Below are 24,229 nucleotides of genomic sequence, written 5' to 3'. Positions count from 1 at the left end.
GTTCACGCCTTCGCGATCACAACGGCTGGCGGCTGACCCGGTTCCGGGCAGAGCCAAAGGGCGGGCTACATTGCGCCGTCAAGTAGCGCGTCTGCCATCTTCGCGGCATCGTCCCGGATGGTGAACGCGCCCGCGTCACGCAGTCGAGCCGCATGCGTGTCGCGCATTCCGTCCAGGTGGCTGCCGCCGACGAAGCCGACCGGACGCATCCCGGCGCTGATCGCACCGGCGACGCCAAGGGGCGAATCCTCCATCACCGCACAACGATAGGGGGCCACGCCCAGACCATTTGCAGCCAGCAGGAACAGGTCCGGGGCCGGTTTGCCGCGTGCGACCTGATCGGCGCTGAAGCCCGTGCCCTTGAAGTCGTCCGTCAATCCGACGCAATCCAGCGTCACCGCCAGACGCCGAACCGAACTGCCGGTGGCGATGGCCGTGGCAATGCCGCGGGCGCGCAGCGTTTCCAGCAATTCGGGTACACCCTCGATCAGGCGCAACCGGCTGCGGAACCGTTGGAACAATCGATCCTCGAAGCGTTCGGCGAAACCGTCGGGGCGGGGCTGCCCGCTGCGCTGGACGGCATGATCGATGATGGCGGCGATCGAGACGCCCAGAAACCGCTCTCGCAGAAGCTGAACAGTCATTTCACCCATGCCTGCGTCGGCCAGTTCGGCTGCCAGAACCTCCAGCGAGTGGACCTCGCTGTCCACCAGACATCCGTCCAGGTCGAAGATCACCGCTTCGATGTCAGACATGTCATGGTCCTTCCGCGCTGTTCGCGGCCCTCATCGCAGCAAGGACAGGGGCCGTCAAACGAAAGCGACGCGGATCAGTCCGTGCCGATCGTGCCATCCTGCACAAGTGCCGCGATCTGGGCCTGATCGAACCCGGCCTCGGTCAGAACCTCGGCGGTGCCACCGCCAAGGCGGGGCACCGGGCGGTGAACGGCGCAGGGCGTGCCGTTCAGCTTGATCGGAAATCCCAGTACCTTCAGCGCCGGTCCATCCTGCCATGGCGCCTCGATCACCATGTCCTGCGCGGCGATCTGAGGGTCCGAGAAGACCTGCTGCAAGTCCTGCACGATTCCGCAGGGCACGCCCGCCGCGTTCAGAACCGACAGCCAGTGATCGCGGGGCTTGCCGGCCATCCGGCTGTCGATCAGGTCGCGCAGTTCCTCGCGTGCGGCCATCCGCTTGGGGTTGGTATCATAGCGCGGGTCGGTCATGATCCAGCCCAGGTCCAGTGTTTCCAAGAACCGCGTCAGGATCTGGTCATGCGAGTTTGCAACCGCGATCTGCCCGTCCGAGCAGGTGAACAGGCCGTAGGGATACACCAGCGGATGATCGTTACCGGTCCGCTGCGGCACCTTGTCCGTCGCGAAATATTCGGATGACAGATAGGCCATCAGGCTGAGAAGCCCGTTGACCATCGCAACCTCGACCGTCTGACCCTGACCCGTTTTCTGGCGGCAGATCACGGCCGCAAGGATGCCCGTCGCCGCATAGATCCCGGCGATCAGATCGCTGACGGGCGGGGCTGCACGCATCGGCGGCCCGTCCGGTTCGCCATTCACCCCCATGAAGCCGCTCATCGCCTGCGCGATGAAGTCGAAGGCCGGGCGATCCACATAGGGACCAGTGCTGCCATAGCCGTTCACGCTGGCCACGATCAGGCGCGGGTTCAGGTCTTTCAGGGTCGTTTCGTCCAGGCCCAGCTTGTCCAGCGTGCCGGGGCGGAAATTCTCGACCAGGACATCGGCATCCGCCAGCAGACGGCGCAGCACGGCCTTGCCGGCATCGCTGTAAAGATCCAGCACGACCGATCGCTTGTTGCGGTTGAAGCCTGCAAAATAGCCTGAACGCCCGTCGGTCATGGTCCCCTGCGCACGAACCGGATCGCCCTTGGGAGGTTCGATCTTGATGACATCCGCGCCCAGATCGCCAAGGATCATGGTGCAGAAGGGGCCCGACAGGACGCGGGTCAGGTCGATCACGCGCAGGCCGTCCAGCGGCCCTTTCACCGGTTCAGCCATTAGCGGTCCTCACGCTGTCCATGCTGGCGGTTTGCAGGCGCGGCCCCGCCTTCATGATCTGGCCGGGCAGTTCGCGCCCCACGATCCGCTCGGCCAGATGCGCCGCGTCGATCAGCCTGCCCAGGTCGGTGCCGGTCTCGACCCCGCTTTCGTGGCACAGATAGACCAGATCTTCGGTCGCGACATTGCCTGTGGCGCGCGGCACGAAGGGGCAACCGCCAAGCCCGCCGATGCTGGATTCGTAATGGGTGACACCCAGTGACAGCCCCGCATAGGCGCAGGCCAGCCCGACACCGCGCGTGTTGTGGAAATGCAGTGCCAGATCGGTTTCGGGCAGAACCGGCCGCAGTGCCCCAACCCGTTCCGCCACCAATACGGGTGTCGCCATCCCGGTCGTGTCGCCCAGGGTGATGTAGTCCATGCCCAGATCGCGATAGGCCTTGGCCTGATCAACGACCGCCTGCACGTCCACATCCCCCTCGAAAGGGCATCCGAACGCCGTGGCGATTGCCCCTTGCAGGCGCACGCCAGAGTCTTCTGCCAGCCGGGCGATCTGGGCGAAACCCTGCAGCGACTCGGCGCGGCTGCGGTTCACGTTCTTCAGATTGTGGCTTTCGGATGCCGACGCGAACAGCACCATCGCATCGACGCCCGCCTCGATCGCCGCCTCGGCGCCACGGGCATTGGGCACCAGCGCGGTCAGGTGCAGGTCGTCGCGATCGCGAAACACCGCCATCACCTCGGCCGCGTCGCGCATCTGAGGGACCGCGCGGGGTGAGACGAACGACGTCACCTCGAACCGGCGCAGCCCGGCATCGATCAGCGCGCGGATCAGCGCGATCTTGTCGTCGGTCGGCACGAAGCCCGGCTCCGACTGCAGCCCGTCACGCGGACCGACCTCGGTGATGACGGCCTGTTCGGGAAAGCCATTTATCCGGCTGGCCATCGGTATCCCCCTGAATAGAAGCGGCTTGCAATTGAATTCCAGATTGGTATACCAATTTTTGAGGAGGCGTCAATGATGGCATCGACAGAACAGCAGACCGATGATCGGGACATCCTGTCTCGGCTGCGTTTCGCGATCCTGTCGCTGGATCTGGTGCCGGGCGAGCCGGTCAGCGAACGCGCGCTGGAGGCGCAGTTCCAGGTGTCGCGCACACCGATCCGCGAGGCGCTGTTCCATCTGGTCCGTGACGGGCTGGTGGTGCGGGACGGTCGCAGTTATGCCATCGCGCCCTTCGATATGGCCGAGATTGACGAGGTGTTCGCCTTTCGCGACATCGTCGAGCCTCAGGCCGTCAGGCTGGCGGCCAAGCTGGCGACGCCGGAACAGATCGCGGCGATCCGGCACAGCATGAACTTCAGCCATGAAGAATTCACACCCGAACGCTGGCTGGAGATGGGCCTTGATTTTCACGTCCGCTGCGCCGCGCTGTCACGAAACCGCTGCCTGGAGACCGCGCTGCAAGACGTGACCTTGCGCACCCTGCGCGCCCGCTGGCTGAGCTTCGCGTCCGAGGAAGGGCGTGCGACCACGCATCGCGAACATAGCGCGATCCTGAACCTGATCGAGGCGCGCGACGCCGAGGGCGCTGCGCGGGCGGTGCGGGCCCATTCGGCTTCGGTCAGACTTGAAGTTCGTGATGCCATCGAAAATGCAAGGCGCTTCATGGGTCGCCGTGGCATCGTCGGAGAATAAAAGAACCATCATCTAAGGGAGGAACAAGGATGATCCGGAAACTGAACGGGCTGAAAGCCGCCGGGGTGGCTGCCACGATGCTGTTCGCGCTGCCCGCGACTGCGGCCGAGTGCATTGCCCCGGCCGACCCAGGCGGTGGCTGGGACTTTACTTGCCGCGAAGTTGGCCGCCTGCTTTCTGAACAAGGTCTGGTCGACGGGAACATGCAGGTCACCAACATGCCCGGCGGCGTCGGCGCAGTGGCCTATGCCAATGTCGCGGGCAAGCGCGCCGATGATGCGGAACTGCTGGTCGCGACCTCGACCGTGGGCATCACCCAGATCGCGCAGGGCAAGTATCCTGCCGGAACCGATGCGATGCGCTGGCTGGCGATGCTTGGCGCGGATGTCGGCACGATTGCGGTTGCCAAGGACAGCGATATCCAGTCGCTGGACGACCTGATGGCTCGGCTGAAAGAAGATCCGACTTCGGTCGTCACCTCCGGATCGTCCGGCGCGGGCGGCTGGGATCACATTCGTCTGCTGCTGCTGGCGCAGGCCGGCAAAGTCGATGGGTTGGACCAGATCCGCTGGGTCCAGTTCGATGGCGGCAGCCCCGCAGTGACGCAAATGATGGGTGGCCAGGTCGATCTGGTCTCGACCGACCTCGGCGAAATCAGGGGTTTCGTCGAATCGGGCGACATCCGGGTTCTGGCGCTGCTGTCGGATCAGCCGGTTTCGGCCTTTCCCGACCTGCCCACGGCCAAGTCGCAGGGTTATGATGTGACCGGCTATAACTGGCGCGGCTTCTACACCGGTGGCGAGGTTAGCGACGATGATTATGCTGCCTGGGTCGATAAGCTGAAGACGCTGTATGACAGTGAAGGCTGGCAGGAAACCGCGAAGGCAAGTGGGCTGGAGCCGATCTGGCGCGGCGGCGAAGAGTTCAGCGCCTATGTGGCCGAACAAGAGGAACAGATGGCCGAGATCTCGCGTCAGATCGGGGTCATCCAGTGACAGACCGGCTTGCCGGACTGGCTTTCGTGCTGCTGGCAACCGGCTATGTCTGGTTGTCGGCGGGATATACCGCAGGTTTCGGCGATCCGCTGGGACCTGCGATCTTTCCGCGCGTGGTCGGCATCCCGGCGATCATTCTGGGACTGTCTCTGGCGATATGGCCGCGCCACACCGCCATCTGGGCCGGGCCTGCGGGTCTGGCGCGGCAGGCGGCGGCGGTGGCGCTGCTGATCTTCTACGCGCTGATGCTGGAACCGCTTGGGTTCGTCGCAACCAGTTTCGTGTCGATCCTTGGGCTTGGCCTGCTGATGGGCGCGACCGCGCTGGCCGGTGTCGTGACCGCGGGTCTTGCCGCGCCGGGATTGTATCTTCTGTTCGACCGGCTGATGGGGCTGCCGCTGCCCCTGGTCGGCACATGGTTTGGCTGACATGGAAATTCTGTCTTCGCTGTGGTCCGGCTTTGCCGTTGCCGCGCTGCCCATCAATCTGGCCCTGATCTTCGGCGGCTGCTTTGCCGGGACACTGATCGGCGCGCTGCCGGGGCTGGGTCCGGTCAATGGCGTGGCGATCCTGATCCCGCTGACCTTCGCCTTCGGACTGGACGCGACCTCGTCGATGATCCTGCTGTCCGCTGTCTACTACGGCTGCATGTATGGCGGGCGGATCAGCGCGATCCTGTTGAACATTCCGGGCGACGAGCCGGCGATCATGACGACGCTGGACGGCTATCCGATGGCGAAGAAGGGGCAGGCGGCCGACGCGCTGGCGATCTCGGGCGTGGCGTCCTTCATCGGCGCGACGCTGGCGACGATCGGGCTGACATTGTTCGCCCCGATGCTGGCCAAGGCCGCGATACATTTCGGGCCCTCCGATTATTTCGCGCTGTATGTGATGGCCTTTGCCACGATCGGCGGGATCACGGGCACCGACCCGCGCAAGACGCTGCTGGCCGCGATGCTGGGGCTGATGCTTGGCACGGTGGGGCTTGACCCATCCACCGGGGTGGCCCGTTATACCTTCGGCAGCTTCAATCTTTATGACGGCTTCGATCCCATCGTGGCGCTGGTCGGGCTGTTCGCGCTTTCCGAGATCCTGTTCTTTCTTGAAGAACGGGCGCATGGCGGCGGTTTGGTTCCGCCGGGCCGTGTCTTCCCGCGTTTCAGCCGCGTGCGCGAAGGGTTGGGTGCCTCGCTTCGTGGATCGCTGATCGGCTTCGTTGCGGGCATCCTGCCGGGTGCCGGGGCATCGCTGGGGGCGGTGATGTCCTACAGCTTCGAGAAAAGGCTCAGCGACAAGGGCACGTTCGGGCAGGGCGACCCGCGCGGCGTGGCCGCCCCCGAGGCTGGCAACAACGCCGCCAGCGGCGGCGCGCTGATTCCGATGCTGACGCTGGGGGTGCCGGGGTCGGGGACCACTGCGGTGATGCTGGCGATGCTGATTTCGCTGAACATCCAGCCCGGCCCGTTGCTGTTTCAGCGCAGCCCCGATCTGGTCTGGGGCCTGGTCGCCGCACTGTATCTGGCGAACCTGGTGTTGCTGATCCTGAACCTGCCGCTGATCGGCATGTTCACCCGCGTCCTTGGCCTGCCTGCTTGGGGCTTGATGCCGCTGGTCGTCGCGATCAGCTATCTGGGCGTCTATGCGATCACGCATGCTGCATTTGACCTGATGGTCATGGTCGGGTTCGGTATCCTTGGCTTCGTGCTGCGCAAGCTGGAGTTTTCGCTTGTGCCGGTGGTGCTTGGCCTGCTTCTGGGCATGGACATGGAAAACAATCTGCGTCGGGCGCTGTCGATCTCGGGCGGGGATTTCACGATCCTTGTCGAAAGCCCGATTGCCGTCACGATCTATGTCCTGACGATCGCCTTTCTGGCCCTGTCGCTGTGGCTATCGCGGCGCAGCATCGTTCCCACGCCGTCCTGATGCTGCAGGCAACGATCTTCGGCATGAACGCGCCAATGCCCAAAATCCGCCAAAGCGGTTAACAAAAAGCAATAAGTATCAGTAATTTGGGAATTCCGCGTCGCGAATGTGTGACAAGCGGTGATCGGTGTTCTATGATTTTTCCAAGCTTGCGTGCTTGCGGCCGCCCTGTGCGGCCAGTCGCGGGGCCGTTCGGCCCCCGAATGTGACAAGAAACGAAAGGACGTCTCATGAAAGCCCTGAAACCCGCACTGGCTGTTGCCGGTCTGATGGTCGCGGCGCCCGCGGCCTTCGCGGCCGAAGACTGCGGCAGCCTGACCATCGCCGAAATGAACTGGGCCTCGGCCGGACTGGCCGCCTGGGTCGACAAGATCATCCTGGAAGAAGGTTATGGCTGCGATGTGGCGCTGGTCACCGGCGATACCGTGCCGACCTTCACCTCGATGAACGAGAAGGGCGAACCCGATGTGGCGCCCGAGCTTTGGGTCAACGCGGTCAAGATCCCGCTGGATGCCGCAGTCGAGGAAGGGCGCATCGTGATCGCGTCGGAGATCCTGTCCGATGGCGGTGTCGAAGGCTTCTGGGTGCCGACCTGGCTGTCCGAAGAACATGGCATCAAGACCATCGAGGACGCGTTGGCCAATCCGGATCTGTTCCCCGGCGCCGAGGACAGCAGTAAGGGCGCGTTCTTCAACTGCCCGTCGGGATGGGCCTGCCAGATCATCACAGCGAACCAGTATCGCGCGCTGAACGGCGAGGATAAGGGGTTCGAACTGGTCGATTCCGGGTCTGCCGCCGGACTTGACGGTTCGATCGCGCGCGCCTTCAACCGTGAAGAAGGCTGGTTGGGCTATTACTGGGCGCCGACCGCGATCCTCGGCAAATACGACATGACCAAGCTGGAACTGGGTGTCGAACATAACCGCGAGCAGTGGGACACCTGCACGGTCGTCAACAACTGCCCCGAGCCGCAGTTGAATGAATGGCCGCGTTCGGACGTGTTCACCGCCGTGACCGAGGAGTTCGCCGAGAATAATGCGGTGACGATGGATTACCTGGGCAAGCGCGCCTGGACCAACGAGACCGTGAACGGGCTGCTGGCATGGATGGGCGAAAATCAGGCCACCAACGAGGACGGCGCCTGGTACTTCCTTGAGAACCATCCCGAGGTCTGGTCCGCATGGGTCAGCGAGGATGTGGCCGCCAAGGTCAAGGACGCGCTCTGATCAGCAAGCAGACAGGCGGGGCGTGCAGGTCACGCCCCGCTTTCGTTCGGACGACCGGCGAACTGACAAAGAAGAAGAACAATGGACCTGATTGAATTCCCATCCCTCGGCCGTGGCGACCTGCGCGACATGCGCATCGCCATCGACGGCGCCTTTCGCGATTTTACCCGCGCCTATGGCGAGACGCTGGAGGCCATGTTTCACCCGATCCAGGTGCTTCTGGTGTTTATCGAGGATCTGCTGATCGGCAGTCCCTGGATTCTTGTCCTGGCAGCCATCGCCGGTCTGGTCTGGGCGCTCAGCCGAAGCTGGCAGATCGTCGTGGGCACGATCGTCGCCCTTTGCCTGATCGGGTTCTTCGGGATGTGGGAGGATACGATGCGGACCATCGCCATGGTCGCGGTCTGCACGATGATCGCCGTGGTGATCGGCATTCCCGCCGGCATCCTGATGGCGCGCTCGGACCGCGCCAACCAGCTGATCACGCCGGTCCTGGACATGATGCAGACCATGCCCAGTTTCGTCTATCTGATCCCCGTGGTGATGATCTTCGGGCTTGGCAAGGTGCCGGGCGTGATCGCGGTGGTGATCTATGCCGTGCCGCCGGTCATCCGCCTGACCAATCTGGGCATCCGTCACGTTCCCGCCGACGTGCTGGAGGCCGCCGAGGCGTTCGGGTCGAACCCGCGCCAGAAACTGAAGGACGTGCAGTTGCCGCTGGCGCTGCCGACCATCATGGCGGGCGTGAACCAGACCATCATGATGAGCCTTGCGATGGTCGTTGTGGCCTCGATGATCGGTGTGCGCGGATTGGGCCAGCCGGTCCTGCAGGCGATCAACAACCAGTATTTCACCCTTGGCGTGATGAACGGACTGGCGATCGTCGCCATCGCGATCATCTTCGACCGCGCGACGCAGGCCTATGGCAAGCGTCTGCAGAAGCATCTGGAGGCCGTGCATGGCTGAGGCGACACACGAAATTCAGATCAACAGGCTTTACAAGATCTTCGGTCCGAACGGCGCGGCCCATGTGGCCGATGTCGAGGCGGGCATGACCAAGGAAGAGCTGAAGGCCAAGCATAACCACGTTCTGGGCCTGGACGACATCACCCTGACTATACCCGCAGGCAAGATCCAGGTGGTGATGGGTCTTTCCGGGTCCGGAAAATCGACGCTGATCCGGCACATCAACCGCCTGATCGAACCGACATCGGGCGAGGTGATCTTCGAGGACCGCGACATCGTGAAGATGTCGCAGACCGAATTGCGCCAGTTCCGCCGCGAAAAGACCGCGATGGTCTTTCAGAAATTCGCACTGTTTCCGCATCGCACAGTGCTTGAGAATACCACCTATGGGCTGAACATCCGCGGCGTCGGCGAAAAAGAGGCCGGCGAACGTGCCCGGCGCTGGATCAGCAGGGTGGGACTGGACGGGTTCGAGGAAAGCTATCCAAACCAGTTGTCCGGCGGCATGCAGCAGCGCGTGGGCCTTGCCCGTGCGCTGACCAACGACGCCGAGATCCTGCTGATGGACGAGGCGTTCTCGGCGCTGGACCCGCTGATCCGAACCGACATGCAATCGGTCCTGCTGGACCTGCAGGCAGAGCTGCACAAGACGATCATCTTCATCACCCATGATCTGGACGAGGCGCTGCGCCTTGGCGACCGGATCGCGATTCTGCGCGACGGCAGGATCATCCAGCAGGGTACGGGCGAACAGATCGTCCTGCGACCCGCCGACGACTATATCAGCAGCTTCGTGCGGGACGTGAACCGCGGCCATGTGATCTCGGTCCGCACCATCATGCGCAAGGGCGAACGGGCGGAAACGTCGGTGACGCTGACCGCGACGACGCTGCTGGAAGAGGCCGCACGGGCAATGACCAATGCCGAGACGAACCGTGCCAACATCGTCAGCAGGGACGGGACGCATCTGGGCGTGATCACCTTGCAGAAATGCGTGACCGAGATGATCGCCCCCGACGACAGCGAGGCGGTGGACCCAGAGGTGCAGGTGGCGTGACGCACGGCCCAAGGCCCTCTGCCATCAAGAAATCCGCTGACGGGCACCCTTTTGACGGGTTAGGATCGCGGCATCCCTAGCTTATCCCAGAAAGTTGACGAATGAAGACGATCCATGTGCTGAATGGCCCGAACCTGAACCTGCTTGGGCGCCGCCAGCCCGAAATATATGGCCGAGAGTCGCTAGAGGATGTCGAGCTGCTGTGCCGGGATGCCGCCGGCGACAGCCACGACATCCTGATTCGGCAGTCGAATTGGGAGGGCCAGATCGTGGACTGGATCCACGCGGCGCGCGAGGCGGCCTGCGGCATCGTCATCAACCCGGCCGCCCTGACCCACACCTCGGTCGCGATCCTGGACGCGCTGAACGCTTTTGACGGGCCGGTGATCGAAGTTCACATCAGCCAGGTGCACAAGCGCGAGGCATTCCGCCATCATTCCTATGTTTCGCTGCGCGCCGACGGCGTGATCGCCGGGCTTGGGCTGGAGGGTTATGCCGCAGCGATCCGCCGCGTGGTGTCCTTGACCCGCGACTGAGTCTCGATCTTCTGAATCTATCGCTCGCTCATCACAACAAGCCCCATATCGCGGTTCCTCATGACCCGTCTCTGGATGGCACAAGGGTCATCCGTCAGGGCAGAGGCGACAAATCAACTTTGCCAGTTCGCGACAATTCTTGTCCGAGCACATAAATACTGACCATTCGCAGAGAATCGGGCTATCTTAATACGTTGTTTTAAATGGATAAATGGTTGGCGTCAGGATACGAATTTTGTCAACATGTCCACTTTCACCGCAATTAGTGACCAGCGATATATCCAGATGAGCACCAAAAAAAGGCCGCCCGTGGGCGGCCTTTCATCAGAATCAAGATTGTTCGTTTGGTGGCCCCGCGACCGTAGGGTCAGTTCAGGGCAGAGTGTTCGACATGACGCCGAAGTAAGGCTCGAAAGGGAGATGTGCTCGGGTAATACTCGACCTCCTCAACGAGATTGTAGAACGTATCCCGAAAAGACCGTGCCTTGCTGCCAACATCAAAGTGGTGCTGCGCATGCACGACATGCAGCGCCCTGGTGATACTCTGCTCTCCGTGAGAAACATTGGTCCATCCGACGGCGCCGGCGGCGCACAATTCAGGTTCCGACAGGTCCTCCAAAAATGTGCGAGGACCATGGAGAAGGATGGCACCGAGCAGCTCACTGAAACGGACGACCTGTTCCAGCGGAACCGTGTCCAGCCAGTGATCCGTGGCATTGCCCGAGATCCTCTCCGCCACGTAGCGCTGAAGGCTGGATGCGGAACGCAATTCGCCTTCATAGTCAATGCTGGTCAGCAAGTGGACTGATCCGGGCCCGATTTCGCCAAAGGCACCCATAACGTGATTGTCGGCAGGCCGGACGCGGCACTCGAGATCGACGCCGTGGTGAGGGCATGTCCGCACTGGTCTGAAACGCCAGATCAGCCGTTCGCGCCGATGAACTGCAGGATTCTGGTTCGTTGCCACTGAAGCTGCATCGTCCAGGGCGATGCAGGCCGGACAGAAACGGATCCGTGTCGCGGGACACAGGATTGTTCGCATCATATCGCGACCGAGCGCATGAGCGCTTCCTTTCAAGCGGGTGAGCGTGTTGCCGAGAACCGGTCGCGGATCCTGTCCGGCAATCTCACAAAGCCGACCAATCTCGTCCCGATCACCCAAGGCCATGAGATGCGGATCAAGATTCAGGTCGCGCAGGAACGTCCCGACGGAACTACGCGCATGAAATGCTGCCATGCGGGCAGCCCAGGAGCACGTGGTTTCATCGGCCGCGAACGGCAGCAGCGGAAACAGGGCAGGTCTCATTACCGCCTCCGCCTGCGGCGCGCCCTCGGCATTTCGTGCTGCTCGTCTCTGTCCGGATCGACCGACTGCCAGTCGACGGCGGTGAAGACGTTCTGATCGAGGAAGCATCCTTCCTGTATGCCCCAGAACTCGGCGAAATGCCCGATGTCGAGGCTTGAAGCATTACCTTCAAGTGCCTGCTCGATCGCCCCGATGATGGTGTCGACACATCTGCCAAAGCGGTATCTCGCCGCATGGAAGAGACGCGGCATGAGATCGATGTCGGTCGGCGGCTGGAGGCCAGCAGTTCGGCAATATTCATCGAGAACGTGCCAGAAACAGTTGCCGTCTGCTGCCTCAGACACAGGCGGCAGAACCAGGGTCGAGAAGCGGCGCTGGACCTGGGGATCAGACCGGACGATCTCGCGCAGCATCTCGGTGCCGGAGAGAATGGGGATGATGGCCTCGTCCCCCTGCATCAGCGCCTTGATGGCCCGCAGGATCAGGTTCTTGTCGGCGCAGAACAGATCATGGGCCTCATCGATCCACAAAACGGTGATCCCAAGATCCTTGAGACGCCCTCGCAGCGTCTCCCACAAGCTCCAGCCCTCGCGGTTTCCGGCGATGACCGGATAACCACTGCGGTGCAGCAAGGTATTGCCCATGCTCTTGAAGGTTGCCGGGCTGGGGACGCTGGCGTCGAGATAATGCCGGCCGGTCTTCCCAACGAGAACCGGATGCCTTTCGAGGGCACGGGCGATCAGCGTCGTCTTGCCCCCTCCCGCGCCGTCGATCACCATGACGCCCCGGGTTTCGCGGCCATCCGAGAAGCGACGTGGCTCGTGCGAAAGATCGCCATTATCGTGCCTGCAAAGCAGGCGTTCAAGATGGCACGCGAAGTCCGTATCGCGGTTCGTGTTGATGCGGCGGCGGCGCAGTTTATCCATGATCTGCGCGATTTCGGCAGGGTTCGGCATCATCTTACTCCGTGATCGTCCAGGTGGTGGGCGCTTTCTGCTCAGTGGGCCCGGTCGCCGCAACGTCACGCGCCAGTCCGCTCGGCGCCGAGGGCTGGGCGGTGCTGGGTGCCGAAGGGCCTTCCTGTTCGGGGATCGAGCGGCCGAGGCCATCCGTTTCCCGGACGGGCGCCTGCTTTTCGCCGGAAATCGAGAAGCCGGTGAAGAGGCGCTGCTCCTCGCGCCGAATTCGTTCAGGAGACCATTCATCAACCAGAAGTCCGGCCAGCTTCGTCGCCGCTGTGCTGCGCGCCTTGATCGCGCTGACCGCTTCCAGCACAGACTCTCGATCGCGGGTCGTGCGTGCGGCATGGGTAGACCGCAGTTCGCGTGTTGCGGCCAACCACTGCCGTGCCGACACCCCCTGGAAGCCGTCATGGACCGCGCGGACCTCAAAGTTCTGCCCGCCCGCGTAGACGTTGACCCTGCTGATATCGTCGGGATGCCAGCGCACTTCGACATCGCGCTCCCCGCGCCGGAGAATCCACTGGGCCAGCGCCTCGGAATGGTAGCGCATACCCAGAACAGTTACGCCCTCACGCGTCAGTTTGCGCGTCATGCGCTCTCCGAAAACGGCGCGCCGGGTTTCTGCATCAGGAGGCGGTTGCACACCCCATTGGGCAGTCAGCCGCCGCCAGCAGTCGAGGGGCGTCTCGCCGCCCAGTCCGGCATGCGGAGTATTATGGTAGATGTCGACGATCCAGCGCACCAGGCAGAAGGCCAGGTCGTCGAAGGTGAGCACGGCACGGGCCTCGGGATCGGCATTTCCCTTGGCCCGGATGCTGCCGAAGGTGTTTCCGGGCAGGCGCGGATGCAGACCGGTTCGGAGGCTGTCGAAGAACCGCTCGTTCCGGGCGCGCATCTCTGGCAAAGCGGCGGGGCACGCATGGTGGTGATGCCGAGATCGGCGCAGGCGATCCTGAAGCGTTCCGATTTGAAGGCCGCGCCATTGTCGGTGACGATGAGGATCGGGGTGCCATGCATGTCCCAGAACCCGAGCGACCCTGTCGCGTCGGCCCATTTCCCCTTGTCACGCAGGATCATCTGCAGAACTTGCAGTGAAGCCTCTTCCTTCGCGGACCGTGAGAATGCCATGCCGAGGATGCAGCGCGTCGTCGCGCAGATGGCGACCGTCACGAACCAGCGAGCCTTCCCTTTGTCCAATCCGAGGAGGTTTCGTTCCTCTTCGGTCAGAAGCGCCATGAGACCCGCGCTTTCAGCAAACGAGATGATGTCGATCGTGTTTTCGTCGATCTCTACCCGCTCGAGCGGACGGGTGAGTTGCAGTCCTTCACCCACCGGCATGAACTTCTTGCGCGCAGCCTCGGCACCCTCACGTTTGAGGGTGACTGTATACGGCTCCAGGCGATTGATGGCCCGGCGGACGGTCTCGTAGCTCGGAATGTTGAAGGGATGCAGGCCGCGGTCTCGGCGATCTTCGTTTCGCGCCTTGAAGGCGAGACAGACGTTGACATGGATGGTCCTGATGGTCGGCCGTTCCTCGCTGGCATAACCATCGACTTCCCGCATCATCAGCGCTTGCTCTTCACCGCTCATCGCTCGGTTGCGATTGCCACGTTTGTCCATTGCATCGATCAGCCCACTCATGCCAAGATCGCGGAACGATTGGATCCAGCGCCGCAGCGTGCGTGCTGAGGGCATATTGGAGATATCCTCGGACATGGGCGTGCCGAGACCGCCCGTCAGCTTGCGGGCATAGTCCATGGCCCGGCTGCGAAGCAGGTCCTTGCAGGCCTTGATGCTTTCATCCGTGATCTTGATCAGGTTTTCCTGCAGAAGTTCACGGAAGGCTTCGACATAGGCGCTTTTCCGGGTGACCCGGGCAGCTTTGGCGGAAGGCAGCTCGGAAATTCGCATTCCGGCACCGAGAAGCCGAGCCTTCGCAGTCTCTGGGGCACGATAGTTATGCTCGACCCGGATCCGCCCCGTCGAGCCCATGCGGCTCAACTCGCTATGGGAAAAGGACGCGCAGAGGCCGGAATCATCGTCCCGCTGTAGCACCCAGCCTACCTCATTCCGGCCATGGGTGACGGTCTTGTAGGACACGCCGTCGAGCGTGATGCGGTCGTAGTGACCGAAGGCGTAGTGATGGCGATCGGCGTCGAAGGACAGGTTGGGCATATGCATCAGAGGTTGCTCCCTTTGTAGACTGTTGCGGACGGGGTGATTTTTTCGGACCGAAGCATTTGGAGGTGGCCGCTGCGCAGAAGTCGGAGCAGCGCACGAAAGCCGACGACCCCCAGGCCGATCCGTGAAGTGAGCTCCGACAGTGTTGCCGTGCCGGACAATGTCTCGAACACGTCGACGGCTCTTGCATCGACCTGCTGATCGCCGACACGAATGCCATGCAGGATCCAGGCGTTGTGAAGTTCCACCGAGTCGAGATCGTGATCTGTCAGGAGGCGGACATCATCTGCGAAGCCGCTGGCACGCACCTGGGTCGCAATCCTGGGCAGCTGTCGGCCGAGGCGCCCACGACTGCGGATGGCGGGGCGGATGGCACAGGCCAGTCGGCTTCCATCGTTTCGGGTTACGAGCAGGTCGAAGAAATGGGAACGGACCTCGCCATCCTCGTCGAACCAGTCGAACCGCGCCTGCTCGCGCAGGTCGATGATGTCAGGACGGACGGACAGGCAGAGACACCAGCAGAGTTCGAGATGGCTCTCGACGTGCACAACCCGGGGCGTGACTCCGGAGATCGCGCCGCGACCTGACCCATCGCCGATGACGACATGGCCACAGAAATGAGCCCTGGAGCTCGTCGCGACCATCCGGTCTGCGGAGCTCGGCAAGGGTGGAGCAAAGCCGCCCAGATGTTCGCGGTGATATTCGCGCATTAGGATTTTCCTCATAGGGGGTTGATCGCCGCCCTCTGGGGACGGCGTTGGCCATGTTTGGTTTGGCCGAATGAGGCGTCTGCGTCCTGCAGACATGCGAGGCCAATCGCCAGCGAATTTAAATCGACGGCAGTTGGGTCGGAGCTCGGTATGTAGGGACGCCTCAAGGTGCGGGAGGAGACCTCAGCGCGCCGGAAAGCTTGCTTCAGAGCATGCTCGCTGATAGCGATCCGGCATTAACCTGCGGTAGGCTTCGGTCTGCCTCGAACGGCTTCGCGGTCGGCAAACCGCGGGGCCGTTTTCTTATGCTTCCATCGTTTCTCCTTGAGCGAAGAGCCAGATGCCGGAGGGTCTCGGCGGGCAGGGTGATCGACACAAAATTGTTTGATGTCAAATTCTTGACTGCGTTTCATTCGGTGGTATGCATTCCCCCCAATCAGCTTTGCGAAAATGCAAACTGCCTGCCGTCTTCATCTCCTGTCAGCGCACCAATTCCCCACGATTTCCGTGGAACGAAGGGCGTTTTCACAGCCGCGCCCTGTTCGAATCGGGAACCGCGCTAACTCGGCCGATTATGTGCCGCAGTCGAGAATCTTGGAATGGCAGTCGCCGATGTTGGGGTGGCTTCGCCGAATCATCGCGATCCTGGTCCAGAGAACTCGCCGATCTCGACGCAGCGACGATATCGATGGAAGCGGGAACGTGGAGGGCGAGGATAGTCGCACAGTCAGAGCGATGCTGTTAATCGCTGTGACCGCCCGGGCGCTGACCCTCGAGAGTCAGCGTATTCGCCGGGAGGCGAGAAGGGTGATATGTGCGACGTTGTTCAGCATGGTGAGGGAAGTCTAGCCGTTTCCGAGCAGAGCCAGCAATTGGATGGGGCAGGGGGTTACAGTCTTCGTCGCACGTGCTGTGGGCATCGGGCAACACGGGCAATCTTTCTCTTCGGAGCTGAGATTGCCTCACTTCGAATTTCCCCCTATACGACATCTCGATAGAGATGTCGGAACATATATAGGGGGAGCGCGTCTACGCCGCCGGTGCCGCGCCCCTAAGCCGTCGCTGACTGCCGCTGAGCTTCGATAAAATTGACCGACATCGACGCTGGTGTCGTTGACAATTCAGAAGCAATTTGTCTGCGAGAGGTCAGCCTGACGCGACGCTCTTGCTTTTTGGCGCCTCTCACACAAGATTTCACTTCTGGGTTTGATCGTTGATACGCCTGCGGCGGCAATATGTCTGTCGTCTTTTGGGAGGGATGCCCGACATGGGCGCGCTCGAGATCTTCAATGCTGTCGCAGCAATCATAGTCACTGCTTCGGCCACCCTGTATCTGCATAGAGAACGACGCGACGATCCGATCCGTCGGGATCAGTCGGAGCTGTTCGAAGACTTCATCCGCCGCACCGATCATCTGGTGGATGGCACCGTCCACGAGGGTTTATTTTCGAGGTCAGAAGAGAATGCTTCTCGACGTGATGCGGATCAGAACGTGGCGCATACCGCTGTCTGCCGATAATATGATGCTGGACCCACAAGAGGTCGCGAAGACCCTCCGACCCACTGTTGAGGATGTTGCCGACAGCATCGGACTCTCGCACGATGCCTTGATGCGCTTCGACGATATCTCGCTGAGTCACAATTCCCGAGGATGAAGAGATTGTCGCCGCGTCCGGGGACGGTGCCTACGACACGCGGCGATGCTGTCATATCTATCCGCCGCAACGGTCGCGCCTGGAAGGAAGACTGTCCCGCAGCAGTTGCGCGAATCGAGTCCCTGCGTGCAACTTTGCAACTCGGCACCTCGGTAGGGCACTCTGGAAGAAATGGGCGGGTTACCGTGTGCGAAGTCGGGTCGAGGCGCAGGTAAACCGCATTGGGCTCTTCGGTGAGCGGATCAAGACCCGACACCCCAGCTGCCAGACCGCCAAAGCCAGATCCGCATCGCAATCATGAACCCCTTCTCGGCCCTCTGCAGGGCCGAAATCGAGGCTATCGCCTGAAGGGCCACGGGAAAGGGGACCATCTGCCCGAACGCTGATTTGCGCAACAACGCCGTCTTGAGCCCATGCGCATCGGATCCCCACCAGTCGTTGCCAAAAAAGGCGTGGCGGACGCAGGTGGCGATGACCAAGGCGTCAATGGGCACGAGCTCGCCATTCCGCTGGACGACTTCGTTTGCGGCCCGGTCGATGTCCTGCACCGTGACCAGCAGCGTGGTGACGTTCCTTCGCTCGCGCATCAGCGCGCGGATTCGGCTAAGTGATGTCCGAGGTCGCCAGCAACGTGGGCGCCACGTGATAGAGCAGCGGCTGGAACAGACGATGGTTGCGCTGGTCGATCAAAGTAACGGCCCGATCCACGGCCTTCAGACCCAGCACGACCTGCAGCCCGGCAAATCCCGCGCCGATGACCACGGCCATATGTCTCATCCCTGTTTCTTTTGTTCAAGGTGGGCCGTCAGAACCTGCAGGTGTTCGGTGATCCTTCGTCGCGCGGCGGTCAGATGCAAGTATAGCCCGCATCGGCGTTGATTATCGCGCCGGTCAGCAGGCTAGACGCGTCCGAGGCGAGGAACTGCACCACCGATGCGATTTCGTCCGGTTGCCCCATCCGTTCAGCAGGCGTCATCTCCAGCCATCGGGACACCAGTCCGGGCTGGCTCTCCAACCCGTGCAGCAGTGGGGTCTCGATATAGGTCGGCGCAACGGCGTTCACCCGGATCCCGCGCGTGGCCCATTCGACCGCCAGCGATTTCGTCAGGTGATGCACGCCGGCCTTCGAGGCGTTGTAATGGCATTGCGGCTGTGGCACGTTAACGATCTGGGCAGACATCGAGCCAATATTGACGATCGAGCCGCGCCCGGCCTCCAGCATGCGCCGCCCGAAGCCGCGACAGGTGCGGAAGACGCCGGTCAGGTTCACGGCTATAACCCGATCCCATTCCGCGTCCTTCATGTCCTCGGCTGGGGTGTTGGTGACAATGCCGGCATTGCAGACCAGAACGTCCAGCGGCTGCAGCGCGGCCGCCAGCGCGTCGATACCGGAGCTGTCGGTCACGTCCAGTGCCTCGGCCCGCGCCTTGAAGCCCCTTGCCGTCAGATCGCCGGCGGTGATTTCGGCGCGCTCGCGCAGAATGTCAGTGCAGATCACCTCAGCCCCAGTGGCGGCCAACCCCTCAGCGATGGCGGCGCCGATGCCCTGGCCAGCGCCGGTGACCAGAGCCAGCTTGCCGGTCAGGTCTTGTTTCGCCCTGTAATCCATTCGAACCTCCCTCAGGTCAGTGCGCAGCGCAAAGGTTCGCCGCGCAAACCACGCAACGCCTCCTCCGACGCCAGCCGTTGCAGAGCATCGACCGAGGCGTCCGAGTAGAAAGCGGCATGGGGCGACATGAGCACATGTGGCGCCTGCTGCAAGGGCGAGCCGGCGGGCAGGGGCTCTTTCTCGAACACGTCGAGGCCGGCGCCGGACAGATGCCCGGAAACCAGCGCCGCGGCCAGCGCGTCCTCATCGACCAGTCCGCCGCGCGAGCAGTTGATCAGAATCGCGCCAGTCGGCATCCGGGTGATGGCGGCGGCGTCGATTAGGTGTCGCGTCTCGGGTGTCAGCGGGACATGCAGCGACAGCACATTGGCGCTGGCAACCACCTCGTCGCGGGGCTGGGGGCAGATGCCGGCAGTGCGGATCTGGTCCTCGGGTATGAAGGGATCGAAGCCGGTGATGCGGCAGCCGAATACGGCCATCCGCGCAGCATATGCCCGCGCGATCCGGCCCAGCCCGATCAGGCCCACAGTAGTGTCGCGCAGCGAGCGCAGCCCGTCCACCATCGCGCCGATCTTCCATTCGCCGGCGCGGATGCCGTCGTCATAACTGTCCAGCTTGCGTGCCAACGCCAGCGTCATCGCGGCGGCATGGTCGGCGACCTCGTCCACGCCGTAATCGGGCACGTTGCAAACGCGCACGCCCAGATCCCGCGCGGCGGCCAGATCGACATTGTCGACGCCCACGCCATAGCGCACCACGACCGCGCCCGGCGCCATCGCCGCCATCACCTTCCGGGTCATCGGTGCGAAGTTGTTCAGGACGGCATGGACGCCGCGGACCACCTCCAGCACCTCATCCTCGCTGCGACACTGAAATTCGGCGAAAGTAGCTCCGGCGGCTGTGGCGGCCGCCCGTTCGTGTCGGGTATCGCCGAAGGCCTGGTCGGTGACGACTAGTTTCAATGCGGCTTCGCTCACAGCAGCCCCCGTCCGGCCAAGTTGCGCATCAGGGCACGGGTGCCGAAGATCCATGGCGCAGCCTCGTCGGAATGGACGACCGTGTTGCGCAGCGCGCCCAGAAGTGGGGTCGAGATTTCCACCACGTCGCCCGGTTTGTGGGTGAACCCCGATCCCTTCTCGGCGCGGTCCTGCGTAGGGGCAAACATGGTGCCCAGAAACAGCATGAAGCCGTCGGGATATTGATGCGACTTATTCATCGTCTGCGCGACGAGGTCGGCGGGCTTGCGGCTGATCTCGGCCATGTTCGAGCGACCGGACATATGGAAACCATCGGTGCCGGTGACGGCCATGGTCAGCGTGGCGTTTTCGATGTCGGCAAGGCTGAAGGCATCGTCGAACAGGCGGATGAACGGACCGATGCTGCACGAGGCGTTGTTGTCCTTGGCTTTGCCCAGCAATAGGGCCGAGCGTCCCTCGACATCACGCAGGTTTACGTCGTTGCCCAGTGTCGCGCCGCGAATGTTGCCTTGGCTGTCCACCGCCAGCACCACTTCGGGCTCAGGATTGTTCCAGTCCGAAATGCGGTTCACGCCCACCTGTGCGCCATGGCCGACTGCCGACATCGGCTGCGACTTGGTGAAGACCTCTGCATCCGGGCCGATGCCGACTTCCAGATATTGCGACCAAAGTCCCTCGGCGATCAGCGCCGCCTTGACCTCGGCGGCCTTTTCGGAACCTGCCTCGATACTCGACAGGCTGTCGCCGATCAGCGTGCCGATGCGCTGGCGCAACTGGTCTGCGCGGGCCGGATCGCCCGAGGTGCGCTCATCGATCACCCGCTCTACCATGCTTTGCGCGAAAGTCACGCCACAGGCTTTCAGCGCCTGGAAATCGCACGGCGTTAGCAGACAGGGGCGTTCGGCGTGATAGCCCATTTCCGCCGGGTCCAACACCAACTCCTCGGGCCTGCCGACGGCTTCGCCGGTCAGGCCGTCGAAACGGCCTGCCGGATCGTCGTCCAGGAAATCGGCGATGGAGACGACCGATTCGGTAACGTCGATCATGGCACCATCGCGCAGGACCACCACGCACGGACCTTTGCCCGGGCGCCAGATACGGCCGACAAGCTTTGCGGTTTCGGGTGAATTGGGTAGCATGAGTTTCGCCTCCTCGATTTGTAGTGAAACTACATATTATGATAGATTCTCGTCAAGAAGGTTCGTGTGGAATGGTGACGGAAATTTTCGTATCGTCATCAGAGATCCGAATTTAATAATTATAAACAAATATATGAGTAACATTCTGCGGACGGGCTATACACCCGTCACGGGCGACCTTTCACAATCCCCCTTGCTAGTAGCTAGTTATGCTATATTTTAGCGTCATGAGGACGAGGGAGTTGCCAGAACCATGACAGATCAATCCATTCTGGAATCGATAGGCCGACTGGACTGCATGCTCTTCATCGATGGCGCGCTACGTCCTGGCGCGGGCAATCGCCTGCCGGTCGAGGATCCGGCAACGGGCGAGACCATCGGCCACATTGCCGCTGCAACCGAGGCCGAAATCGAGGCCGCCGTGCAGGCCGCCCGCCGCGCCTTCCGCCCTTGGGCCGCGGAACTACCCAAGGCGCGCGCCACTGCGCTGCATCGTTTGGGTGACCTGATCGTCGCCGATGCGCTGGCCATGGCGCGCATCATGACCGCCGAGCAGGGAAAGCCGGTCAACGAGGCCAGGGGCGAGATCCTGAAGCTGGCCGAGGCGTGCCATTTCTACGCCGAAGAGGCGACCCGCGTGCATGGCGAGATCGTTCCGAACGAACAACCCGGCTTTCAAAGCCTCGTGGTGCGCGAACCCATCGGCGTCGTGGGCGCGATCACGCCCTGGAACTATCCGGCAGAACTGGTCGGCTGGAAACTGTGCGCCAGCCTTGCATCGGGTTGCACCATCGTCATTAAGCCTGCCGAGATCACCCCCTTCACCGCGCTGGCGATTGCCGAAAAATGCCTAGAGGCCGGGATTCCTGCAGGCGTCGTCAACGTGCTGACCGGCAAGGGCTCGCAGGTCGGGCAAGCGCTGGTCGAGCATCCGCAGGTGGATAAGATTGCCTTCACTGGCTCCAGCGCGGTCGGCTTGCACATCCAGCAAAGCTGCCCGCAGGTAAAGCGGCTATCGCTGGAATTGGGGGGCAATTGTCCGATGATCGTGACCGCCAGTGCAGATATCGCGGCGGCGGTCAAGGGCGCGGCCCGCCGTAGCTTTCGCAATTGCGGCCAGATCTGCATCGCCATCAACCGGATCTACGTCCACCGCTCGGTCTATGAGGAATTCCTGGCGGGGTTGGGGCAGGCGGCGGATGCGCTCAGCGTGGATAATGGATTGACGCATCCGGCGGCAGATCTGGGTGCCATGGCTTCGGCTGAGCCACTGACCAAGACGCGAACCCATCTGGCGGACGCGGTGGCACAAGGCGCGCGGCTGGTTGCGGGTGGCAAGGCGCCCGAGGGCTCGGAATATGCCAAGGGACACTTCTTCCGTCCAACCGTGGTCGCCGATTGCACGCATGAGATGTTGGTGATGAGCGAGGAAACCTTCGGTCCACTGGTCGGCGTCGCGGTCTATGACGACCTGGCCGAGGCCGTCGAATTGGCGAACGACACGCCCTATGGGCTGGCCTCTTACGTTTATGCCCGTGATCTGGCCGAGATCCATGTCCTGTCTGCGGGGCTGGACTACGGCAATGTGGCGATCAACAATGTCGACGCCGGGATCATGAACGCTCCCTATGGCGGCCGAAAGCAAAGCGGCGTCGGCTATGAGCACGGGCGCGAAGGGCTGCTTGAATATTTCAACTTCAAGCATGTTCGGCTGCATCACGGTGTCGGGGCCTGAGCCATGCAGACGCTTCTGGGCATCGACATCGGCACCTCGGGGTGCAAAGCGCTTCTGATCGGCACCGACGGCGCAGTGCTCGCGGCCGATACCGCGACCTATCCGTTGTCCCAGCCGCGCCCGGGCTGGACCGAGCAGGATCCCGAATTGTGGATCGAAGGCGCGCGCAAGGCCGTGGCCGGGGCGCTGGCCAAAGTGCCAGGGGTCGAGATCCTGTGCATTGGTTTGTCGGGCCAGATGCACGGGCTGACGCCGCTGGATGTGGGCCATCGCGTGCTGCGTCCGGCAATCCTGTGGAACGACCAGCGCAATGGCACCGAATGCGCGGCGCTGACCGAGGCCGCCGGCGGGCTGGAAGGCTTGCTCGCCGCCACCAACAACCGGATGCTGGTCGGCTATACCGGGGGCAAGATCCTGTGGATGCGCAACCACGAGCCCGCGTTGTTCGCGCGCACGTCCCTGATGCTGAACCCCAAGGATTATCTGCGCCTGCGCCTGACCGGCGAGGTGGCCAGCGAGGTCTCTGACGCATCGGGAACCGGGCTTTTCGACGTGCGCCGCCGGCAATGGGCGACGGGGCTGATCGAGATGGCGGGCATCGACCCGGCCCGGTTGCCCCCAGTCTTTGAATCGCAAGAAATCACCGGCCAAATCTCCGCCAAGGGCGCCGCGCTTTTCGGTTTGCAGGAAGGAGTTCCGGTCGCGGGCGGCGGCGGCGACAGCGTGATCCAGACCATCGGCTCGGGCGTGATCGCGCCGGGCGAGCTGCAGACCACCATGGGCACGGCAGGGATACTGGCCGCGGCGCTGGATGCGCCGCAGGACAATCCCGACGGCAAGCTGCAGGTGTTTTGCAATGTCGCCGCCGACAAGTGGCATTGCATGGGCGTGTCGCTGAACGCGGGTGGCGCGATGAGCTGGTATCGCGATACGCATTGCGCCGATGCGCCGCCATTCGAGCAACTTGTGGCTGAGGCGGCCGAAAGCCCTGCCGGCGCGCGGGGCCTTCTGTTCCTGCCCTATCTAAACGGGGAACGCTGCCCTCATCCCGATCCTTCGGCGCGCGGGGCCTTCATCGGGCTGACCGCCCGACATCGCCGCGCGGACCTGACCCGTGCCCTGATGGAAGGGGTGGTGCATGCTTTCGCCGATATGCACGCCCTTATGCGGCCGATGGGGATCGACGGGCGCATCGTCAAGGCTTCGGGTGGGGGCGCACGCTCGGCGCTGTGGCGTCAGATCCAGGCGGACATGTTCGATTGCGACGTGGTGACCACCGAAGGTGCGGCCGAGGGCGCGGCCTTTGGCGCGGCGCTGGTGGCGGGGCTGGCCGTGGGGGTCTGGCCGGACGCGGCGACCGCTGCGCGATGCTGCCGCGACCTGACGCGCGAGACGCCCGATCGCGCCGCTGCTCGCGTCCATGCACGTGCGCATGAGATATATTGCTCGCTCTACCCGGCGCTGAGCGACAGCTTCGCCGCGCTCGGCGATGCCATCTTCGATCAATAATCGCAGGAGCTC

Annotated in this window: 23 protein-coding genes and 1 pseudogene; 12 read left to right on the top strand and 12 right to left on the bottom strand. The window is 62.7% G+C overall.

Annotated features, from left to right (window positions below; translation table 11 throughout):
• Nucleotides 1-65: 65 nt before the first annotated feature.
• From J7359_RS17315 to J7359_RS17305, 3 genes are all read right to left on the bottom strand, one after another.
• Entirely contained in the window at nucleotides 66-755 is a 690-nt protein-coding gene (locus tag J7359_RS17315; RefSeq protein WP_209058426.1) for an HAD family phosphatase, read from the bottom strand.
• A 74-nt stretch (nucleotides 756-829) separates the two neighbouring features.
• The gene (locus J7359_RS17310; protein ID WP_209058424.1) at nucleotides 830-2,032 is read right to left on the bottom strand and encodes a CoA transferase; all 1,203 of its coding nucleotides are present in this window, start codon (nucleotides 2,030-2,032) and stop codon (nucleotides 830-832) included.
• A complete protein-coding gene (locus J7359_RS17305; protein WP_209058422.1) occupies nucleotides 2,025-2,978 on the bottom strand; it encodes a hydroxymethylglutaryl-CoA lyase in 954 nt (317 codons plus the stop codon). Before J7359_RS17305 ends, J7359_RS17310 begins: the two co-directional genes overlap by 8 nt.
• A 72-nt stretch (nucleotides 2,979-3,050) precedes the next feature.
• Here J7359_RS17305 and J7359_RS17300 point away from each other — a divergent pair, with 72 nt between their 5' ends.
• The 8 genes from J7359_RS17300 to aroQ all read left to right on the top strand — a co-directional run bounded on the left by J7359_RS17300 (nucleotide 3,051) and on the right by aroQ (nucleotide 10,434).
• A complete protein-coding gene (locus J7359_RS17300) occupies nucleotides 3,051-3,731 on the top strand; it encodes a GntR family transcriptional regulator (protein WP_209058416.1) in 681 nt (226 codons plus the stop codon).
• A gap of 29 nt (nucleotides 3,732-3,760) precedes the next feature.
• Entirely contained in the window at nucleotides 3,761-4,726 is a 966-nt protein-coding gene (locus J7359_RS17295) for a tripartite tricarboxylate transporter substrate-binding protein (protein WP_209058413.1), read from the top strand.
• Nucleotides 4,723-5,154: a tripartite tricarboxylate transporter TctB family protein gene (locus J7359_RS17290; protein WP_209058412.1), complete on the top strand. Its 432-nt coding sequence runs from the start codon at nucleotides 4,723-4,725 to the stop codon at nucleotides 5,152-5,154. The genes J7359_RS17295 and J7359_RS17290 overlap by 4 nt, the downstream gene beginning before the upstream one ends.
• A gap of 1 nt (nucleotide 5,155) precedes the next feature.
• Nucleotides 5,156-6,649 carry a tripartite tricarboxylate transporter permease gene (locus tag J7359_RS17285; protein WP_209058411.1) on the top strand — a complete coding sequence of 498 codons (1,494 nt, stop codon included), beginning with the start codon at nucleotides 5,156-5,158 and terminating at the stop codon, nucleotides 6,647-6,649.
• 230 nt (nucleotides 6,650-6,879) lie between these two features.
• Nucleotides 6,880-7,875, top strand: coding sequence for an ABC transporter substrate-binding protein (locus J7359_RS17280; protein WP_209058410.1), 996 nt, complete (start codon nucleotides 6,880-6,882; stop codon nucleotides 7,873-7,875).
• Nucleotides 7,876-7,956: 81 nt separating this feature from the next.
• Nucleotides 7,957-8,841: a proline/glycine betaine ABC transporter permease gene (locus J7359_RS17275; RefSeq protein WP_209058409.1), complete on the top strand. Its 885-nt coding sequence runs from the start codon at nucleotides 7,957-7,959 to the stop codon at nucleotides 8,839-8,841.
• On the top strand, nucleotides 8,834-9,898 hold the full coding sequence (locus J7359_RS17270; protein WP_209058408.1) for a glycine betaine/L-proline ABC transporter ATP-binding protein: 1,065 nt from the start codon (nucleotides 8,834-8,836) through the stop codon (nucleotides 9,896-9,898). The genes J7359_RS17275 and J7359_RS17270 overlap by 8 nt, the downstream gene beginning before the upstream one ends.
• Before the next feature lie 101 nt (nucleotides 9,899-9,999).
• Entirely contained in the window at nucleotides 10,000-10,434 is a 435-nt protein-coding gene (gene aroQ / locus J7359_RS17265) for a type II 3-dehydroquinate dehydratase (protein WP_209058402.1), read from the top strand.
• A gap of 367 nt (nucleotides 10,435-10,801) precedes the next feature.
• Here aroQ and J7359_RS17260 read toward each other — a convergent pair whose 3' ends face one another.
• The 5 genes from J7359_RS17260 to J7359_RS17240 all read right to left on the bottom strand — a co-directional run bounded on the left by J7359_RS17260 (nucleotide 10,802) and on the right by J7359_RS17240 (nucleotide 15,593).
• Nucleotides 10,802-11,740: a TniQ family protein gene (locus tag J7359_RS17260; RefSeq protein WP_209058398.1), complete on the bottom strand. Its 939-nt coding sequence runs from the start codon at nucleotides 11,738-11,740 to the stop codon at nucleotides 10,802-10,804.
• The gene (locus tag J7359_RS17255; RefSeq protein WP_209058396.1) at nucleotides 11,740-12,696 is read right to left on the bottom strand and encodes a TniB family NTP-binding protein; all 957 of its coding nucleotides are present in this window, start codon (nucleotides 12,694-12,696) and stop codon (nucleotides 11,740-11,742) included. The genes J7359_RS17260 and J7359_RS17255 overlap by 1 nt, the downstream gene beginning before the upstream one ends.
• Before the next feature lie 4 nt (nucleotides 12,697-12,700).
• Complete coding sequence (locus J7359_RS17250) at nucleotides 12,701-13,294, bottom strand: Mu transposase C-terminal domain-containing protein (RefSeq protein WP_209058394.1); 594 nt, start codon at nucleotides 13,292-13,294, stop codon at nucleotides 12,701-12,703.
• 65 nt (nucleotides 13,295-13,359) lie between these two features.
• Complete coding sequence (locus J7359_RS17245; protein ID WP_209058392.1) at nucleotides 13,360-14,883, bottom strand: DDE-type integrase/transposase/recombinase; 1,524 nt, start codon at nucleotides 14,881-14,883, stop codon at nucleotides 13,360-13,362.
• Entirely contained in the window at nucleotides 14,883-15,593 is a 711-nt protein-coding gene (locus J7359_RS17240) for a hypothetical protein (RefSeq protein ID WP_209058390.1), read from the bottom strand. Before J7359_RS17240 ends, J7359_RS17245 begins: the two co-directional genes overlap by 1 nt.
• 1,258 nt (nucleotides 15,594-16,851) lie before the next feature.
• Between J7359_RS17240 and J7359_RS17235 the strand changes: the two genes are divergently transcribed.
• A complete protein-coding gene (locus J7359_RS17235; RefSeq protein ID WP_209058388.1) occupies nucleotides 16,852-17,112 on the top strand; it encodes a hypothetical protein in 261 nt (86 codons plus the stop codon).
• Between the two features lie 122 nt (nucleotides 17,113-17,234).
• Nucleotides 17,235-17,596, top strand: a pseudogene (locus J7359_RS17230) (IS5/IS1182 family transposase); the annotation flags it as partial.
• Between the two features lie 255 nt (nucleotides 17,597-17,851).
• Here J7359_RS17230 and J7359_RS20055 read toward each other — a convergent pair.
• From J7359_RS20055 to J7359_RS17210, 4 genes are all read right to left on the bottom strand, one after another.
• Nucleotides 17,852-18,025 (bottom strand): FAD-dependent oxidoreductase, encoded by a 174-nt coding sequence (locus J7359_RS20055; protein WP_247740495.1) that lies wholly within the window; start codon nucleotides 18,023-18,025, stop codon nucleotides 17,852-17,854.
• Between the two features lie 70 nt (nucleotides 18,026-18,095).
• Nucleotides 18,096-18,857, bottom strand: a complete 762-nt coding sequence (locus J7359_RS17220) for an SDR family NAD(P)-dependent oxidoreductase (protein ID WP_209058386.1) — start codon at nucleotides 18,855-18,857, stop codon at nucleotides 18,096-18,098.
• Nucleotides 18,858-18,868: 11 nt separating this feature from the next.
• The gene (locus tag J7359_RS17215) at nucleotides 18,869-19,834 is read right to left on the bottom strand and encodes a C-terminal binding protein (protein WP_209058384.1); all 966 of its coding nucleotides are present in this window, start codon (nucleotides 19,832-19,834) and stop codon (nucleotides 18,869-18,871) included.
• A complete protein-coding gene (locus tag J7359_RS17210; RefSeq protein WP_209058382.1) occupies nucleotides 19,831-20,973 on the bottom strand; it encodes a fumarylacetoacetate hydrolase family protein in 1,143 nt (380 codons plus the stop codon). Before J7359_RS17210 ends, J7359_RS17215 begins: the two co-directional genes overlap by 4 nt.
• Before the next feature lie 253 nt (nucleotides 20,974-21,226).
• On the opposite strand from J7359_RS17210, the gene J7359_RS17205 reads away from it, so the two are divergent.
• Complete coding sequence (locus J7359_RS17205) at nucleotides 21,227-22,708, top strand: NAD-dependent succinate-semialdehyde dehydrogenase (protein WP_209058380.1); 1,482 nt, start codon at nucleotides 21,227-21,229, stop codon at nucleotides 22,706-22,708.
• Nucleotides 22,709-22,711: 3 nt separating this feature from the next.
• Nucleotides 22,712-24,217, top strand: coding sequence for a xylulokinase (xylB, locus tag J7359_RS17200; RefSeq protein ID WP_209058378.1), 1,506 nt, complete (start codon nucleotides 22,712-22,714; stop codon nucleotides 24,215-24,217).
• Nucleotides 24,218-24,229 lie beyond the last annotated feature (12 nt).

The organism is Paracoccus sp. R12_2 (genome assembly GCF_017744015.1).
Lineage (GTDB): Bacteria > Pseudomonadota > Alphaproteobacteria > Rhodobacterales > Rhodobacteraceae > Paracoccus.
Note: the sequence above shows the minus strand (reverse complement) of the source record. Positions and strands in the feature narration are given on the sequence as shown.